This is a genomic window from Streptosporangium sp. NPDC048047 (genome assembly GCF_040653115.1).
In the GTDB taxonomy this organism is placed as follows: domain Bacteria; phylum Actinomycetota; class Actinomycetes; order Streptosporangiales; family Streptosporangiaceae; genus Streptosporangium.
Window position 1 is genome coordinate 19,899 of the sequence record NZ_JBEZNH010000076.1, and the last position, 14,196, is coordinate 34,094.

Below are 14,196 nucleotides of genomic sequence, written 5' to 3' on the forward strand. Positions count from 1 at the left end.
TCATCCCACCGATGGAAGGAACACCATGACGACGACAACGACGACGACAACGACGACCGGCGGCCCGGCCGGTGTGGCCGGTCAGGTCACCGTGCTCGGCCTCGGTGACATGGGGTCGGCGATCGCCCGGACGTTCGCCGGTCGCGGCTATCACACGACGGTCTGGAACCGGACCGCGAGCAGGAGCGCGCCGCTGGTCGCCGCCGGCGCCTCGGCGGCCGCGACGGCCGCCGAGGCGGTGGCGGCCAGCCCGCTCGTCGTGGTCTGCCTGCTCGACGGCGCGGCGGTCGACGAGGTGCTGGGCTCGGTCGGCACCGCGGTCGCGGGCAGGGTGCTGGTGAACCTCACCAGCGGCTCTCCCGCCCAGGCCAGGGCCAACGCTCGCTGGGCGGACGAGCGCGGCGCCGGGTATCTCGACGGCAAGCTCATGGGAGATCCGCCGCACGTGGGGACCCCGAACATCATGATCCCGCTCAGCGGTCCCCGCGGCGTGTTCGACGCCCACGAGCCGACGCTGCGGGAGCTGGGTGGCATCGCCTACCAGGGCGAGGACGCGGGCCTGGCCGCCGTGGAGTTCCTGGCCCAGGTCGCGGCGGGCTACGAACTCCTCATCGGCTTCCTGCACACGCTCAAGGTGATCCAGGCCGAGGGGGGCGATGTGGCAGGGTTCGCCGAACGGTTCGGTGGCTCGCTGGGCGCCTACCCGCCGTTGCTGGCCTCGTTCGCCAAGGCGGTCAGGAGCGGCGAGTACGGTCCCGACCTCGGTTCACTCCGCGTCCAGGCCGCGCTGATGGACGACCTGATCGGGCATCGGGAGTCCCTCGGCGTGGAGGCGGTGCGGATGCGCGAGGTCAAGGAGCTGATGGACCGCCGGATCGCCGACGGCCACGGGGACCAGGGATTCTCGAGCCTGTTCGAGGTGTTGCCGACACGCCGGTGACGGCCGCCGGCCGGGTCCCGGCGCCGGCGCGTGGGCGACCGGCCCCGCCGGGATCCGGCCGGCGGCGCCCGAGACGTCTCCCGTGACCGGTGACGCCCGCCCGGGGAGCCCGGTTCCCGGCCGCGAAGTCCACCGCGACCGGCCCGGTCCGTGATGAACTTGTCTCCCGGATCCGGTGCCGCCGGGCCGGAGAACCGACCGGCAGGGGGAGAGGGACGTCGTCACCATGTCGCCATGGACGCGGGGCGGGCCGGCCGCGGGCGCGGGCGTCCTGGTGTCCCTGCTCATCGCGGGGCACGGGCTGCTGCCCGGCTGGCGGGGGCTGGGCAACGTCGTCGACAGCGCCCTGCCCTGGTTCGGGCTGGCGGCGCCGCTCCTCGTCCTGGCCGCGCTCGCCCGGCGGTCGTGGGCCGCGCTGGCCGGGGCCCTGGCCGTGGCCGTGACCTGGGCGGCGGCCTTCGGGCCCGCCTTCCTCCGCGCCCCCGTCGCCGGGCCGCGGGACCTGCGGGTGGTCCAGCAGAACGTCGACTACTTCAATCCCGGCCTGGCCCGCACCGCCGCCGCCCTGCGGGACACCGGCCCGGACGTCCTCGTGGTCGCCGAGCTGCGCGACGACCCCGTGCTGCGCGACGGGACGGTCCACCCCGGCTTCGCCCGGCTGATCGACCCCGTCCTGCCCTACCGTTTCCCCGACAACCCCGGCGTGGCGGTGTGGAGCAGATACCCCTTCTACGGCCGGCCGCAGCCCGTACCGGGCGTGGTGCGCTCCCGGCACGCCGTCCTCCGTACGCCGTGGGGGGATGTGAGCCTCTACGCCGTCCACATCACCTCCTTCCGCCTGGAGCCGTCCGTCATCGCCCGCCGTAACGCGGAGATGGCGGCGCTGGCCCGCGCGGTCGCGGCCGACCCCAGCCCCCGGGTCATCGTCGCCGGAGACCTGAACACCGCCGCCACCGATCGCGCGCTGCGCCCGCTCGCCGCGACCGTCACGCCCGCGGCGGAGGAGGCGGGCACCGGCCTGCAGCTCACCTGGCCCGCGGCGCTGCCGCTGGTCCGCCTGGACCACGTGCTCACCCGCGGGTTCACGGCCGTCGGCAGCCGGGTGCTGCCGCCGACGGGCGGCGACCACCGCGCGATCCTGGCCGACCTTCGCCTCACCCCGCCCGCGCCGCCCTCTCCCTGACCGTGTCTTTGCGCGTTTCACGCGGTGAGCCCGGGCAGCCGGGGTAGCCCGGGTAGACAGCACGTGGACTGAGGGAGAGAAGATGAGCGACCACCAGCCGGTTCCCGAGCTGATGACCGAGAACGACGTCGTGGACCTGCTGCTGCGGCAGCACTCCATGATCAGGGAGATGTTCGACCAGGTGGAGAGGGCGCCGGCCGGCCGGCGGGCCGAGGCGTTCCGCTCGCTGGTGCGGCTGCTGGCCGTGCACGAGACGGCGGAGGAGGAGATCGTCCACCCCTACGCCCGTCTCAAGCTCGCCGGCGGCGACGCGGTGGTGGACGACCGCTTGAAGGAGGAGAACGAGGCCAAGCGGCTCCTCATGCGGATGGAGGAGGCGGGGGTGGAGGACCCGCGGTTCCTCACCGACCTGGCATCGCTGCGCGGGGCCGTGCTCGCCCACGCGGAGAACGAGGAGCGCCACGAGTTCGCTGCGCTGCGCGCCCGCACCAGCGAGGCCGAGCGGCGGGCGATGGCGGCCGGGGTGAAGGCCGCCCAGGCGATGGCGCCCACCCACCCGCACGCGGGGGTGGAGTCGGCGACGAAGAACCTGCTGCTGGGCACCCCCCTGGCCGTCATGGACCGGGTCCGCGACGTGATCCGCGACGCCATGGGCGGGAAGGGCTGACCCGGCGGCTCATCGGGCCCGTGCCCGGCGCCGTTTCCGGCCATGTGGGAAACGCCAGTTACGGACACCGGCGACTGGGCACGGCTCAGCGGTGACGGGGAAGAAGCGACACGCGAGGAGAGCGCCGTGAGCGAGGAGACGAACGAGGAAGAGCGCGCCCGGCGGCGCGAGGAGGAACTGCGCAAGTACAGGGGGACGCCCTTCGATCCCGATCTGCACGACATGGGCGGCGACATCGGCCCGGCGTCGATGGGGGAGACCAGTGCCCGGCCCGCCGAACGTGACGACGACGAGGAACCCCGGCGCGGCCCCGACGCCCCGAGGGAGACCGGGAGCGTCGGCGCCGACCTGGAATGGAAGTCCTCCGACCGGGAGGACCCGGACGGCGGCCTGGGCGGGACCGACGCCGACGACGGCGGCTACCTCCCCGGCGAGGGGACGGGCCGCCCGCCCGGCTGAGCGCGGAGCCGCCGCCCGGCGCGGCCGTACGGCGGGCGCCACGCCCGTGCGCCCGCCGGGAGCCCGGGATCGACGCTCTGCGGGCACACCGTCTTCACCGCCGTCCCTCCCCGTCCGCCCGCCGGGTGACGGCATCGGAGACCTCGCCGGTCACGGTCGGCCGGTCCGTGCCGGGCCGGTCCGGCTGCGGCACCTCGCCGGTCTCGACGAGCGACTCGGCGTCGACGGTGACCCGGTTCCACCGCTCGGCCGCCTCGCGGTTCCGGGCCGTACCGGCCTGCTCGCGCCACCTGAGCCAGCTGCCCACCCCGATACCCAGCCCGGCGGCCACAGCGCCCATAACCATGCGTTTCACGTTTTCCCTCCCATAACAGACAGTCGTTGGAGGGGGTTACCCGCTCTCGTCCGGCGGACGACCGGGACCCCGAGCACTTGACCGGAAGCTGAGGATTCCTGACCGGTGGATGCCCTGCCCAGGTGGGTCGCCGCCTCACCCGGCGCACGGAACGGCACCCGTCCCGCCCCAGGCGGGAACGGGAAAAAGAGCGGAAAACGGTCACATGCCCGGCGATCGCCCGCGTGCCCGGGTGACGGGAGAGAGAAGTGGAGCGGGAAAAGGAGCGGCCCGCGACCGCCGGGTGGGCGGTCGCGGGCCTCGATCCCATGAGAGGCGCACCGGGTCACGGTGCCTCATGGCCCGTGCGCGGACCAGGGAGGGCGGTCCACGCGGGTCCTGTGCGCCAGGCCTCTCGGCCCGGCGAGCCGGTGCGGGCCCGGCCGTACGGCGTCGCGGCCGGGCGGAGCCGGTCCGGCCCGGCCCGGTTCAGTCCGGCCCGGTTCAGTCCGGCCCGGTTCAGTCCGGCCCGGTTCAGTCCGGTCCGGTTCGGTTCGGTTCAGTCCGGTTCGGTTCGGTTCGGGGCTCCGCCGGGCGCCGGCCGTACGGCTAGCGGAGCGCGGCGGCCTCGGCGGCGAGCTTCTCGATCCGGGCGTAGTCACCGGCCGCCAGCGCGTCGGCCGGAGTGAGCCAGGTCCCGCCCACGCACCCGACGTTGGCCAGCGCCAGATACTCCGGCGCGGTCTGGAGCCTGATCCCGCCCGTCGGGCAGAACCGCACCTCGGGCAGCGGCCCGCCCAGCGACTTCAGGTACGGCACGCCGCCGGCGGCCTCGGCCGGGAAGAACTTCATCTCCGTCAGCCCGCGCTCGGCCAGCGCCATGACCTCCGAGGAGGTCGCCGCGCCCGGAAGGAACGGGATGCCGCCCTCCTCCATGGCGTCCAGGAGCCTCGGGGTGCTCCCCGGGCTGACCAGGAACCTGGCCCCGGCCTTCACCGAGGCCGTCACGTCGGCGGGGGTGCGGACGGTGCCCGCCCCGACGACCGCCTCGGGAACCTCGGCGGCGATCCGCGCGATGGCGTCCAGCGCGCAGGCCGTACGGAGGGTCACCTCGATGGCGGGCAGACCGCCCGCCGCCAGGGCCCGCGCCAGGGGGACCGCGGTCTCCGGGTCGTCGATCACGACGACCGGGATCACCGGGGCGATGTCCAGCAGGCTCATGCGTACTCCAACTTCGATGGCTTCGACGGATTCGGCGACTTCGGCGCGGCGGCCAGGCGCTGGCCCAGCCACGCCGCGGCCCCGAGCAGCGCGGGCTGCGGGGCGACGATCAGCGAGGTGGCGATGCCCGAAAGATAGCCGTTCATGGTGGGGGCCGCCTCGAACCGGCGGCGGAAGTCGCTGGCGCGGACCCGCTCCACGATGCGCGGCAGCACCCCGCCGCCCAGGTAGACGCCGCCGCGGGCGCCCAAGGTCAGCGCGACGTTCCCGGCGAAGGTGCCGAGCATCCCGCAGAAGACCTCGACGGTCTCCGCGCACAGCGAGTCGTCCATCCGGGCCACGATGTCCGAGGCGGCCAGCCGCGGCGCCCGCACGCCGCGCACCAGCGCGAGGGCGTGGTGCAGCCGGGTCAGCCCCGGCCCCGACAGCAGGTGCTCGGCCACCACCTGGCCCGTCCCCTCGGCGCGCAGCGCCCGGACGATCTCGTGGTCGCGCTCGTCCAGGACCGGCACGGTGACGTGACCGCCCTCGCCGGGGACCGGCACCCAGCCCTCGGCCGCGGGCACCAGGCCCGCCACGCCGAGACCCGTCCCCGGCCCCAGCACGACCTTGACGCCGTGTCCGGGGGCGGGACCGCCCAGGCCGACCAGCTCCGCGGCCGGCAGGTGCGGCAGGGACGCGGCCAGCGCCTCGAAGTCGTTGACCAGCTCGACGTGCGCGATGCCCAGGTCGCGGACCGACCCGGCCCAGCCGGCGTTGGTGAGCCGGTAGCGGTCGCCCTCGACCGGCCCGGCGATCGCGACGCACGCCGCCTCCGGCCGGACCCCGCCCGCGTGCCCGGCCAGGTAGGCGGCCACGGCCTCGGGGAGTCCCGCGTGGTCGGCGACGGCGAGCACGGCCACCGAGCCCGGTCCCCGCCCCGGTTCGGTGACCAGGCCGAACCGGGCGTTGGTGCCGCCGACGTCGGCGACGAGCCAGGGGAGGTTCACCGGGCGTCCCCCGCGGCGGCCGTGCTCCCGGCCTCGCCGACGCCGCCGGCGAGGCTCTCGGCGCGGCCGTTCAGGGCGAAGATCCCGGCGCCGCGCTCGGCGGGGCCGGCCGTACGGCGGAACGCGGCGAACAGCTCGCGGCCGGTGCCGACCCACTGGGCGTCGCTGAGCGGGGCGCCCTGCGGCGTGCGGGCGGCCAGCTCCTCGGCGGGCACCAGCAGCTCCAGGGTGCCCGCGGCGGAGTCCAGGCGGATCGGGTCGCCGTCGCGAACGAGCGCGATCGGCCCGCCCTGGGCGGCCTCGGGCGACAGGTGGATGGCGGCCGGGACCTTGCCCGACGCGCCGGACATGCGGCCGTCGGTGACGATCGCCACCCGCTGCCCGCGGTCCAGCAGCACCGCCAGCGGCGGGGTGAGCTTGTGCAGCTCCGGCATGCCGTTCGCGCTGGGCCCCTGGTAGCGGATGACCGCGACGAAGTCCTGCCCGTCCAGCTCGCCCGCCTCGAAGGCGCGCAGCAGGTCGAGCTGGTCGTCGAAGACCTTCGCGGGCGCCTCGACGACGAGGTGCTCGTCCTTGACCGCCGAGACCTTGCTGACCGCGCGGCCCAGGTTGCCGTCGAGCATGTGGATGCCGCCGTCGGGGGAGAACGCCTCGGCGACCGGCCGCAGCACGTCGGGGTCGGTGCTGCCCTCGGTGCGCTCCTCCCAGACCAGCTCGCCGTCCTTGAGCACGGGGGCCGAGCGGTAGTGGTCCAGCCCGCGCCCGGCGATCGTCAGCACGTCGCGGTGGAGCATCCCGGCGTCCAGCAGCTCGCCGATGAGCACCTGCATGCCGCCGGCGGCCTGGAAGTGGTTCACGTCGGCCTGACCGTTGGGGTACATGCGGGTCAGCAGCGGCACCGCCTTCGACAGGGCGGCCAGGTCGTCCCAGAGCAGCTCGATGCCGGCCGCCGCGGCGATCGCGACGAGGTGCATGGTGTGGTTGGTCGAGCCGCCGGTGGCCAGCAGCGCCACGCAGGCGTTGACGATCGCCTTCTCGTCGACGACCCGGCCCACAGGGGTGTACTCGGCGCCGTGCGCGGTCAGCGCCACCGCCCGCCGCCCGGCCGCCTCGGTCAGCGCCTGGCGCAGCTCGGTGCGGGGGTTGACGAAGGTCGTGCCCGGCAGGTGCAGGCCCATGACCTCGATCATGACCTGGTTGGAGTTGGCGGTGCCGTAGAAGGTGCAGGTGCCGGGGGAGTGGTACGACTTCGCCTCGGCGTCCAGCAGCTCGTCCTTGCCGACCTTGCCCTCGGCGAACAGCTGCCGGGTGCGCGCCTTGACCTTGTTGGGCAGGCCGGAGCCCATCGGCCCCGCCGGGACGAACACCGCCGGCAGGTGGCCGAAGTGCAGCGCGCCGATCAGCAGGCCCGGCACGATCTTGTCGCAGACGCCCAGCATGAGGGAGGCGTCGAACATGTCGTGGGACAGCGCGATCGCCGTGGCCATCGCGATGACCTCGCGGCTGTAGAGCGACAGCTCCATGCCGGGGCGGCCCTGGGTGATGCCGTCGCACATGGCGGGCACGCCGCCGGCGAACTGCGCGACGCCGCCCGCCGTACGGACGGCCGCCTTGAGGATCGCCGGGTAGGTCTCGTACGGCTGGTGCGCCGACAGCATGTCGTTGTAGCTCGACACGATCGCCACGCCCGGCTTGACCGAGGCCCGCAGGTCGAGCTTGTCGGCCCCCGGGGCGGCGGCGAAGCCGTGGGCCAGGTTGGCGCAGCCCAGCGATGAGCGGGCCGGGCCGCGGCGGCGGGCCGCCTCGGCCTCGGCGTCGAGCCGCGCCAGGTAGGCGGTACGGCTGGCGCGGCTGCGCTCGATCAGGCGGTCGGTGATCTCCTGGATGACGGGGTTCACCCGGCCTCCTTCGTCGTCGTCGGGTCGGTGGTCGGTGCGGTCGTTCACAGGGTTCACGGGGTTCATGGAGACACAGGGTTCACGGGGTTCATGGAGATGCCCCTTACGGGAGGAGTCGCGCGGAGGGCGTCCGGCGGCGGGCAGGGCGGCCGGTCACGCGAGGTCGTCCTCGTACCAGTAGCGGCCGCTGCGCAGCACCAGCTCGTGCGCCCCGGCCGGACCGGGGCTGCCCGCCGGGTACGGCTCGGGCGCGGAGCCCTGCGACTCCCACTCGTGCAGGATCGGGTCGATCCACCGCCAGGCGGCCTCCACCTCGTCGCGCCGCATGAACAGCGTCGGGTTCCCGGTGAGGACGTCCATGAGCAGCCGCTCGTAGGCCTCGGGCACCCGGGAGGTGAAGGTCTCGGCGAAGCTGAGGCTGAGCGGGACCGGTTTGAGCGCCACCTCGCCCGCGCCCGGCTCCTTGGCCATCAGGTGCAGCCGGATGCCCTCGCTCGGCTGCAGCCGCAGCACCAGCCGGTTGGGCGCGCTGCCCGCGAAGATCGAGTGGGGCACGTCCTTGAACTGCACCACGATCTCCGTGGACCGGTACGGCATGCGCTTGCCGGTGCGCAGGTAGAACGGCACGCCCGCCCAGCGCCAGTTCTTCACCTCGGCGCGGATCGCGGCGAAGGTCTCCACCCGGCGGGAGGCGTCGGTGGGCGCGGTGCTGTCGGGCTCGTCGAGGTAGCCCGGGACCCGCACGCCGTCGCACTCGCCGGCCGTGTACTGGCCGCGTACGGTGAACCGGTCGACCTCGCCGCCGACGATCGGCCGCAGCGACTGCAGGACCTTGACCTTCTCGTCGCGGATCGACTCCCGGTCGTTGCGCGACGGGGGCTCCATCGCCACCAGGCACAGCAGCTGCAGCAGGTGGTTCTGCACCATGTCGCGCAGCGCGCCCGCGTGGTCGTAGTAGCCGCGGCGGCCCGGGGTCCCCACGGTCTCGGCGGCGGTGATCTGGACGTGGTCGATCCACAGGGAGTTCCAGATCGGCTCCAGGAACGCGTTGGCGAACCGCAGCACCAGGAGGTTCTGGACCGTCTCCTTGCCCAGGTAGTGGTCGATCCGGTAGATCTGCCGCTCGTCGAAGATCGCTCCGACCTCGTCGTTGATCCGCTGGGCGCTGGCCAGGTCGCGGCCCAGCGGCTTCTCCAGGACCACCCGCGAGGCGGGGGTGACCAGGCCGGCCTGGTGCAGCTCGCGGCAGAACGGGCCGAACGTCATGGGCGGGCTGGCGAGGTAGAAGATCCGGTCCCGCTCCTCGCTCCCGGCGAGCAGGCGGGCGGTGCGCGACCAGCCCTCGGTGTCCTGGCCGCCGACGTCGATGGAGACGTGGTGCAGGCGGCCCAGGAAACGCTGCCAGGTGCCGTGGTCGTCCGCCGGGACGGAACCGCGGACCTCGGCGTCCACCTTGCCGCGGAAGTCGGAGTCGTCGAGCCCGCCCCGGGACATCGCGATGATGCGGGTCTCGGGGGCCAGGCGGCCGTCGCGGTCGCAGTGGTACAGCGCGGGCAGGAGCTTCCGCATGGAGAGGTCACCTGTGCCGCCGAAGACGATCAGGTCGGCGGGCCGCGGGGTCTCGGACATGAGGACTGCTCCGTAGTGATCTACCGGATTGGGGATAGATCGGACAGTAGTCACATCTTGCGCTTCACACAAGCGGAGTTTTGTAATTTGAGATGAGAAAGCTCGGAGTTTTCATTCCATAACTCCGTGTGGTTCACTTGACCGATGCCGCGCCGTCCCGCCGCCGCCCTGGCCACCAGCGGTGAGGTGCTCCGCCTCATCCGCGCCGGTGAAGCCGTCACGCGCACCGACATCGGACGTGTCACCGGCCTGTCACGGCCGGCCGTCTCGCTGCGCGTCACCGAGCTGCTGGACCACGGGCTCGTCGTGGAGGACAGCGAGGGACCCTCCACCGGCGGCCGCCCGCCGACCCGCCTCGTCTTCAACGCCGCGGGCGGCGTCATCCTCGTCGCCTCCCTGGGCGCCAGCCGCGCCCAGATCGCCGTCTGCGACCTCTCCGGCCGGCGGCTGGACGGCGTGAGCCTCGCCGTGGACGTGGAGGAGGGCCCCGACACCGTCCTGCCCCTGGTCATGGACACCTGGGCCGAACTGCTCGGCGACCGCCCCCTCTCCCAGGTGCGCGGCGTAGGCCTCGGCGTCCCCGCGACGGTCGAGTTCGCGGCCGGCCGTACCGAGAGCGCCCGGATCATGGCGAACTGGACCGGCGTCGCCATCCCGCCGATCATCGCCGAACGCTTCCCCGTCCCGGTCTTCCTCGACAACGACGTGAACGTCATCGCGATCGGCGAGCACCGCGCCGCCTACGCCGGGAACGCCGACGACCTGCTGTTCATCAAGGTCTCCACCCGGATCGGCGCCGGGGTCATCGCGGGCGGGGAGATCCTGCGCGGGGCGCTGGGCGCGGCCGGCGAGATCGGGCACATCCCGGTCCGCGACGGCGGGGGAGTGCTGTGCCGGTGCGGCAACGTCGACTGCGTCGACTCCGTGGCCAGCGGCACCGCCATCCTGCGCGACCTGCGCGACCGCGGCTACCAGGTGACGTCGCTGGCCGACGTGGTGAGCCTCGTCCGCGCCGGGGACGCCGAGACCATGGCCGTCGTCCGCAACGCCGCCCGGATGCTCGGCGAGGTCGTCGCCACCGCGGTCAACCTGCTCAACCCCGCCGTGGTCGTCCTGGGCGGCGACGTCGCCGAGTCGTTCCAGCCCCTGGTGTCGGGCGTGCGGGAGGTCGTCCACCGCCGCTCCACCGCCCTGTCCACCCGCAACCTGCGGATCGAGCGCAGCCGCCTCGGCCCCGGCGCGGGCATCGTCGGCTGCGCCCACATGGTCCTCGACCACATCCTGTCGCCCGAGGCGGTCGACGCCGCCCTCTGAGACCCTCCGTACGGCCGGCCTCCTCTGCGGCGCGGTCCTCCGCAGGGCGCGGTCCTCCGTACGGCTCGCGGTCTCCTCGTGAAAAGGCGCCGGACGGGAAGGCTCCGCACGGGGAAGGACCGTGGAAAAGCGCCGGCGGCCCCGGGAAGGCCGTCCGCCTCCCGAAGCCGCCGCCAGACGTGCGGTGCCTCAGCCCGCCTCCTCCGTGGTCGAGCCGGGCCTCCGCGACTGGCGGCGAACACCGACCACGATGAACGCGATCGCTATCACCGCGAGGACCACGGCGGCGATGACCAGCCACGTGGTGCCGGTCGCGAAACCGAACATGGCGAGGACCGCGACCGGTATGAGCGCGAACGACGCCAGCCGGATGTAGACCACGTCCCTCGGCGTCGTCGGAACCGTCGGTCGCCCCCGGGAGTCCCGTCCTTCCTGGTTCTCAGTCATTGCTCCCCTCCTCTTGATCAGCCCCACCCTGCTACCCGGGTGTCCGCCGGTCATGTGCTCTGCGACTGTCGAAGTGCTTCCACCAGTCCTTCGGAGTCGGACACGGTGAGGGTTGCGCCGGGATGGGTCAGCAGACGCCCCGGCACGAGCGCGGGGACCGGCCGATGGAACAGGACGCACACGCCTCTCCGCGTGCTCGTCCCGAAGGTCACGCCCCGATCGGCCAGCGACAGGTGCGGCCCGATGACCTTCCATGGCGTGTACGGACCGGTGACGAGGGCGCCCGAGACGTTGGAGACGGGTGTGCGCAGCCGCCAGGGGCCGAAGCGCACCCGCAGCTCGCCCGCGTCGACGAGGACGAACGCCCGCTCGGGGGTGATCCCCATCAGCTTCAGTGGCGTCACCCACGTCGACTCGAAGGCGAACTCGAAGCGCGGCACCGGTCAGCGCTCCCAGGGCGGCGTGTCACCCATCTTCGCGTAGTACCTGGCCAGGTGGGACTTGACCCGGTCCACCTCGTCCCGGGGGATCTTCACCCCGCCCCGCGCGCCCTGCATGACCGCCCCGGCCGCCATCACGGCGCGCGGCACGGCCTTCAGGTGGCCGCCGATCACGTCGGCGACCGGCAGCTTGTAGCTCTCGAAGTTCTCCGGGTCCTCGCCGTCGTACCAGACGTGCGCCTCGCGGTACTTCGCGTTCGGTTTCTCCTCGGCGCCCGCCCACTCGCGGACCCGCTTCTCGGCCGCGTCGGCGTCCCAGTCCCGGTCCCGGTCGGCGAGCGGCAGATCATGAAATCGCGTCACGGTCATCGTCGTCTCCCTCCTCCAGCGGGATCCCTACCCGATCGCCCGCCGCCATGCCTAAAACGGACATATTTAGTGCTTTGCTGGGGAGTGGCATCCGTATGAACGAGCACGCAGCACCCGAAGAAGCAGCAGAGGCCGGGGGCCCCGCGGGGGAGGACCGGAAGCCCGCCGGGGAGCACCGCGGCGGGGCACCGGCCGAACCGACGGACGGCCCGTCGGATGAGCAGCCGGACGGCCCGTCGGATGAGCAGCCGCCGGCGCCGCGCGGCATCGACGGCGAGAGCCGGGTGGTGGCCGAGAGATCCGGCGCGGACACGACCTTCCCCGACCGCCCGCTCCCGGCGGACCTGCTGGCGGACGACCTGGGGGACCTCATCGACGACCTGGCTCCCGATGCGGGAGAGGCATCCGGGGATGGATCGGGCGAGGCGTCGGGCGAGCGGGAGCCCGAACCGGAGATGGGACCGGCGTCCTAGCGGGCCGGTGGCCCACGAGATGAGAGTCGGCGGAAAGCGGTCCCGGCCGTGAGGAGGAGACTCCCGCGGCCGGGAGCCGGTCCGGCACGCCCAGCCCGGCTGAGACGCCGTACAGAGGAGACTCCCGCGGCCCGGGGGCCGGTGTCTATGAGACGTCGGGCCGCGTCATCAGCGGCGACCTCAGGTGCAACGCCAGATCGGGGCCGGTCAGGGGCACGACGTTCCACGTCGCCACCGCCGTCCCCGCGTCGGCGTCGACCACCAGCCGCACCCGGTGCGGGGTGGTGATGACGTAGAGATCGGCGACGAACGCGCCGTCCTGCCAGGCGCCGGCCGCGACGACAGGGCGGCCGAGCGGTGAGCTCTCCCGCCATTCGCCGTGACCGGCCTCGACGTCGAGGAGCGCCCCGAACCGCAGGCGCCATCCGCCGTCCACGGGATCGACGGTCACCGTGGTTCCGCCGGGCAGGGCCGAGTCCTCGGCGGAGGCGTCGATCATCGCCGTGACGGAACGCCCCGGGGCGGCCGAACCCGGTACCGGCGCGAACGACAGCCGCCGCAGCCGATCGGCGAGGACCTCGTCGTCCCGGGTGCTTCCCGCCTGGTCCATGCCGGGCAGCAGGCACTCCCACAGCGGGCCGAGTATCTCCTCACCCAGCACCGTCGCGCCGGTCATGGCGACCACGAGATCGTGCGACGGGACGACCACGCACAGCTGGCCGAAGGCGCCGTCACCCCGGTAACCGTGACGCGACAGCCAAAACTGATAGCCGTAGCCGCAGAGCGCGTCGGGGTTCTCCGACCAGCCCTCGACCTGCGGGGTGTCGATGTGCCGTCCGGTCGCGAGTTCCACCCATTCGCGGGGGACGAGCCGCCGGTCGCCCCACACGCCGCCGCGCAGCAGCAGCTCGCCGAAGGCGGCGACGGCCTCGGTCGTGAGGTGCAGGCCGTGGAACCCGAAGGAGGCGCCGCTCGCCACCCGGTCCCACTCGGCGTGGTCGATGCCCATCGGCGTGAAAAGGCGCTCGTCGAGAAACTCCGGCAGGCCGCGGCCCGTGACCCGTTCCACCATCCGGGCCAGGACGAAGGTGGTCGCATTGTCGTAGGCGTGCCGTGTTCCCTCGGGATCGGGAAACGGTACGCGCAGGAAGCCCTTCACCAGGTCGCCCGGCTCCAGCCGCCAGGCCTCGCCGAGACTGTCCGTGTCGTGTCCGGTCGTCATGGACAGCAGGTGGTGAACGGTGAGGCGGCGCCCCTGCTCCGAGATGTCGGCCGGGACATGGTCGGGCAGTACGTCCACCACCCGGTCGTCCAGGGAGAGCAGCCCGTCGGCGATCACGAGCCCCACGGCGATCGAGGTGAACGACTTGGTCAGCGAGTAGAGGAGATGCGGGCGTTCGGCCGAGTACGGCGCCCACCAGCCCTCGGCGATGACGTGACCGTGGCGTACGACCATGATCGAGTGACGCTCGACGGAACCTGCTTCGAACCGGTCCAGCAGCGCGGCGATCGAACGGGATGACACACCGGAGGCGGCCGGGGTCGACCGCGGCAGCAGGGCGCGTTGTGAGGACATCGGGCCACCTTAACGAGATCACCCGATCGATCGGCAAGGCATTATCCGTGCGGCCGCGAGACCCCGCGAGGACCCCGTGGGGACCCGTGAGAACTCCGCCGGAACCCAGGGGAACTCCGCGGGGAACCCGTGGGAAAGGGGGTTCGTGGGGAGAGAGGATCCATGAAAACGGGAGTTCGTGAGAGAAGGGGACCCGGAATCCGGGTCCCCTTCGGTACGCGACCACCCCCGCCGGCACCAGCCGGATCAAGATGAGC

Annotated in this window: 15 protein-coding genes; 6 read left to right on the forward strand and 9 right to left on the reverse strand. The window is 73.2% G+C overall.

Annotated features, from left to right (window positions below; translation table 11 throughout):
- Window positions 1–25: 25 nt before the first annotated feature.
- The 4 genes from AB0D67_RS35785 to AB0D67_RS35800 all read left to right on the forward strand — a co-directional run bounded on the left by AB0D67_RS35785 (window position 26) and on the right by AB0D67_RS35800 (window position 3,249).
- Window positions 26–940, forward strand: a complete 915-nt coding sequence (locus AB0D67_RS35785; RefSeq protein ID WP_362945869.1) for an NAD(P)-binding domain-containing protein — start codon at window positions 26–28, stop codon at window positions 938–940.
- Window positions 941–1,166: 226 nt separating this feature from the next.
- A complete protein-coding gene (locus AB0D67_RS35790) occupies window positions 1,167–2,123 on the forward strand; it encodes an endonuclease/exonuclease/phosphatase family protein (protein ID WP_362945871.1) in 957 nt (318 codons plus the stop codon).
- 82 nt (window positions 2,124–2,205) lie between these two features.
- On the forward strand, window positions 2,206–2,790 hold the full coding sequence (locus AB0D67_RS35795; RefSeq protein ID WP_362945873.1) for a hemerythrin domain-containing protein: 585 nt from the start codon (window positions 2,206–2,208) through the stop codon (window positions 2,788–2,790).
- 126 nt (window positions 2,791–2,916) lie between these two features.
- Window positions 2,917–3,249, forward strand: a complete 333-nt coding sequence (locus AB0D67_RS35800; protein ID WP_362945876.1) for a hypothetical protein — start codon at window positions 2,917–2,919, stop codon at window positions 3,247–3,249.
- Between the two features lie 94 nt (window positions 3,250–3,343).
- On the opposite strand, the gene AB0D67_RS35805 is transcribed toward AB0D67_RS35800, so the two are convergent.
- The 5 genes from AB0D67_RS35805 to zwf all read right to left on the reverse strand — a co-directional run bounded on the left by AB0D67_RS35805 (window position 3,344) and on the right by zwf (window position 9,320).
- Window positions 3,344–3,604 (reverse strand): hypothetical protein, encoded by a 261-nt coding sequence (locus AB0D67_RS35805; protein WP_362945879.1) that lies wholly within the window; start codon window positions 3,602–3,604, stop codon window positions 3,344–3,346.
- A 588-nt stretch (window positions 3,605–4,192) separates the two neighbouring features.
- Window positions 4,193–4,804 carry a bifunctional 4-hydroxy-2-oxoglutarate aldolase/2-dehydro-3-deoxy-phosphogluconate aldolase gene (gene eda / locus AB0D67_RS35810; RefSeq protein ID WP_362945881.1) on the reverse strand — a complete coding sequence of 204 codons (612 nt, stop codon included), beginning with the start codon at window positions 4,802–4,804 and terminating at the stop codon, window positions 4,193–4,195.
- Window positions 4,801–5,793, reverse strand: a complete 993-nt coding sequence (locus AB0D67_RS35815) for a glucokinase (protein ID WP_362945884.1) — start codon at window positions 5,791–5,793, stop codon at window positions 4,801–4,803. The genes eda and AB0D67_RS35815 overlap by 4 nt, the downstream gene beginning before the upstream one ends.
- A complete protein-coding gene (edd, locus tag AB0D67_RS35820; RefSeq protein WP_362945886.1) occupies window positions 5,790–7,691 on the reverse strand; it encodes a phosphogluconate dehydratase in 1,902 nt (633 codons plus the stop codon). Before edd ends, AB0D67_RS35815 begins: the two co-directional genes overlap by 4 nt.
- A gap of 153 nt (window positions 7,692–7,844) precedes the next feature.
- A complete protein-coding gene (gene zwf, locus AB0D67_RS35825) occupies window positions 7,845–9,320 on the reverse strand; it encodes a glucose-6-phosphate dehydrogenase (RefSeq protein WP_362945888.1) in 1,476 nt (491 codons plus the stop codon).
- A 144-nt stretch (window positions 9,321–9,464) separates the two neighbouring features.
- Here zwf and AB0D67_RS35830 point away from each other — a divergent pair, with 144 nt between their 5' ends.
- Window positions 9,465–10,634 carry an ROK family transcriptional regulator gene (locus tag AB0D67_RS35830; RefSeq protein ID WP_362945890.1) on the forward strand — a complete coding sequence of 390 codons (1,170 nt, stop codon included), beginning with the start codon at window positions 9,465–9,467 and terminating at the stop codon, window positions 10,632–10,634.
- 189 nt (window positions 10,635–10,823) lie between these two features.
- On the opposite strand, the gene AB0D67_RS35835 is transcribed toward AB0D67_RS35830, so the two are convergent.
- Genes AB0D67_RS35835 through AB0D67_RS35845 form a run of 3 tightly spaced genes read right to left on the reverse strand, consistent with a single transcriptional unit; the run spans window position 10,824 to window position 11,890 of the window.
- A complete protein-coding gene (locus AB0D67_RS35835) occupies window positions 10,824–11,081 on the reverse strand; it encodes a hypothetical protein (RefSeq protein WP_362945892.1) in 258 nt (85 codons plus the stop codon).
- Window positions 11,082–11,131: 50 nt separating this feature from the next.
- Window positions 11,132–11,521 carry a hypothetical protein gene (locus AB0D67_RS35840; RefSeq protein ID WP_362945895.1) on the reverse strand — a complete coding sequence of 130 codons (390 nt, stop codon included), beginning with the start codon at window positions 11,519–11,521 and terminating at the stop codon, window positions 11,132–11,134.
- A gap of 3 nt (window positions 11,522–11,524) precedes the next feature.
- Window positions 11,525–11,890: a hypothetical protein gene (locus AB0D67_RS35845; protein ID WP_362945897.1), complete on the reverse strand. Its 366-nt coding sequence runs from the start codon at window positions 11,888–11,890 to the stop codon at window positions 11,525–11,527.
- A gap of 95 nt (window positions 11,891–11,985) precedes the next feature.
- On the opposite strand from AB0D67_RS35845, the gene AB0D67_RS35850 reads away from it, so the two are divergent.
- Window positions 11,986–12,363, forward strand: coding sequence for a hypothetical protein (locus AB0D67_RS35850; protein WP_362945900.1), 378 nt, complete (start codon window positions 11,986–11,988; stop codon window positions 12,361–12,363).
- A gap of 145 nt (window positions 12,364–12,508) precedes the next feature.
- Here AB0D67_RS35850 and AB0D67_RS35855 read toward each other — a convergent pair whose 3' ends face one another.
- Entirely contained in the window at window positions 12,509–13,939 is a 1,431-nt protein-coding gene (locus tag AB0D67_RS35855; RefSeq protein ID WP_362945903.1) for a serine hydrolase, read from the reverse strand.
- Window positions 13,940–14,196: the final 257 nt, after the last annotated feature.

Excerpts from the sequence above, each read along its gene's own strand:
- AB0D67_RS35785 (WP_362945869.1), top strand. The coding sequence starts at position 26 with ATGACGACGACAACGACGACGACAACGACGACCGGCGGCCCGGCCGGT.
- AB0D67_RS35790 (WP_362945871.1), top strand. The coding sequence starts at position 1,167 with ATGTCGCCATGGACGCGGGGCGGGCCGGCCGCGGGCGCGGGCGTCCTG.
- AB0D67_RS35795 (WP_362945873.1), top strand. The coding sequence starts at position 2,206 with ATGAGCGACCACCAGCCGGTTCCCGAGCTGATGACCGAGAACGACGTC.
- eda (WP_362945881.1), bottom strand. The coding sequence starts at position 4,804 with ATGAGCCTGCTGGACATCGCCCCGGTGATCCCGGTCGTCGTGATCGAC.
- zwf (WP_362945888.1), bottom strand. The coding sequence starts at position 9,320 with ATGTCCGAGACCCCGCGGCCCGCCGACCTGATCGTCTTCGGCGGCACA.
- AB0D67_RS35830 (WP_362945890.1), top strand. The coding sequence starts at position 9,465 with ATGCCGCGCCGTCCCGCCGCCGCCCTGGCCACCAGCGGTGAGGTGCTC.
- AB0D67_RS35835 (WP_362945892.1), bottom strand. The coding sequence starts at position 11,081 with ATGACTGAGAACCAGGAAGGACGGGACTCCCGGGGGCGACCGACGGTT.
- AB0D67_RS35845 (WP_362945897.1), bottom strand. The coding sequence starts at position 11,890 with ATGACCGTGACGCGATTTCATGATCTGCCGCTCGCCGACCGGGACCGG.
- AB0D67_RS35850 (WP_362945900.1), top strand. The coding sequence starts at position 11,986 with ATGAACGAGCACGCAGCACCCGAAGAAGCAGCAGAGGCCGGGGGCCCC.
- AB0D67_RS35855 (WP_362945903.1), bottom strand. The coding sequence starts at position 13,939 with ATGTCCTCACAACGCGCCCTGCTGCCGCGGTCGACCCCGGCCGCCTCC.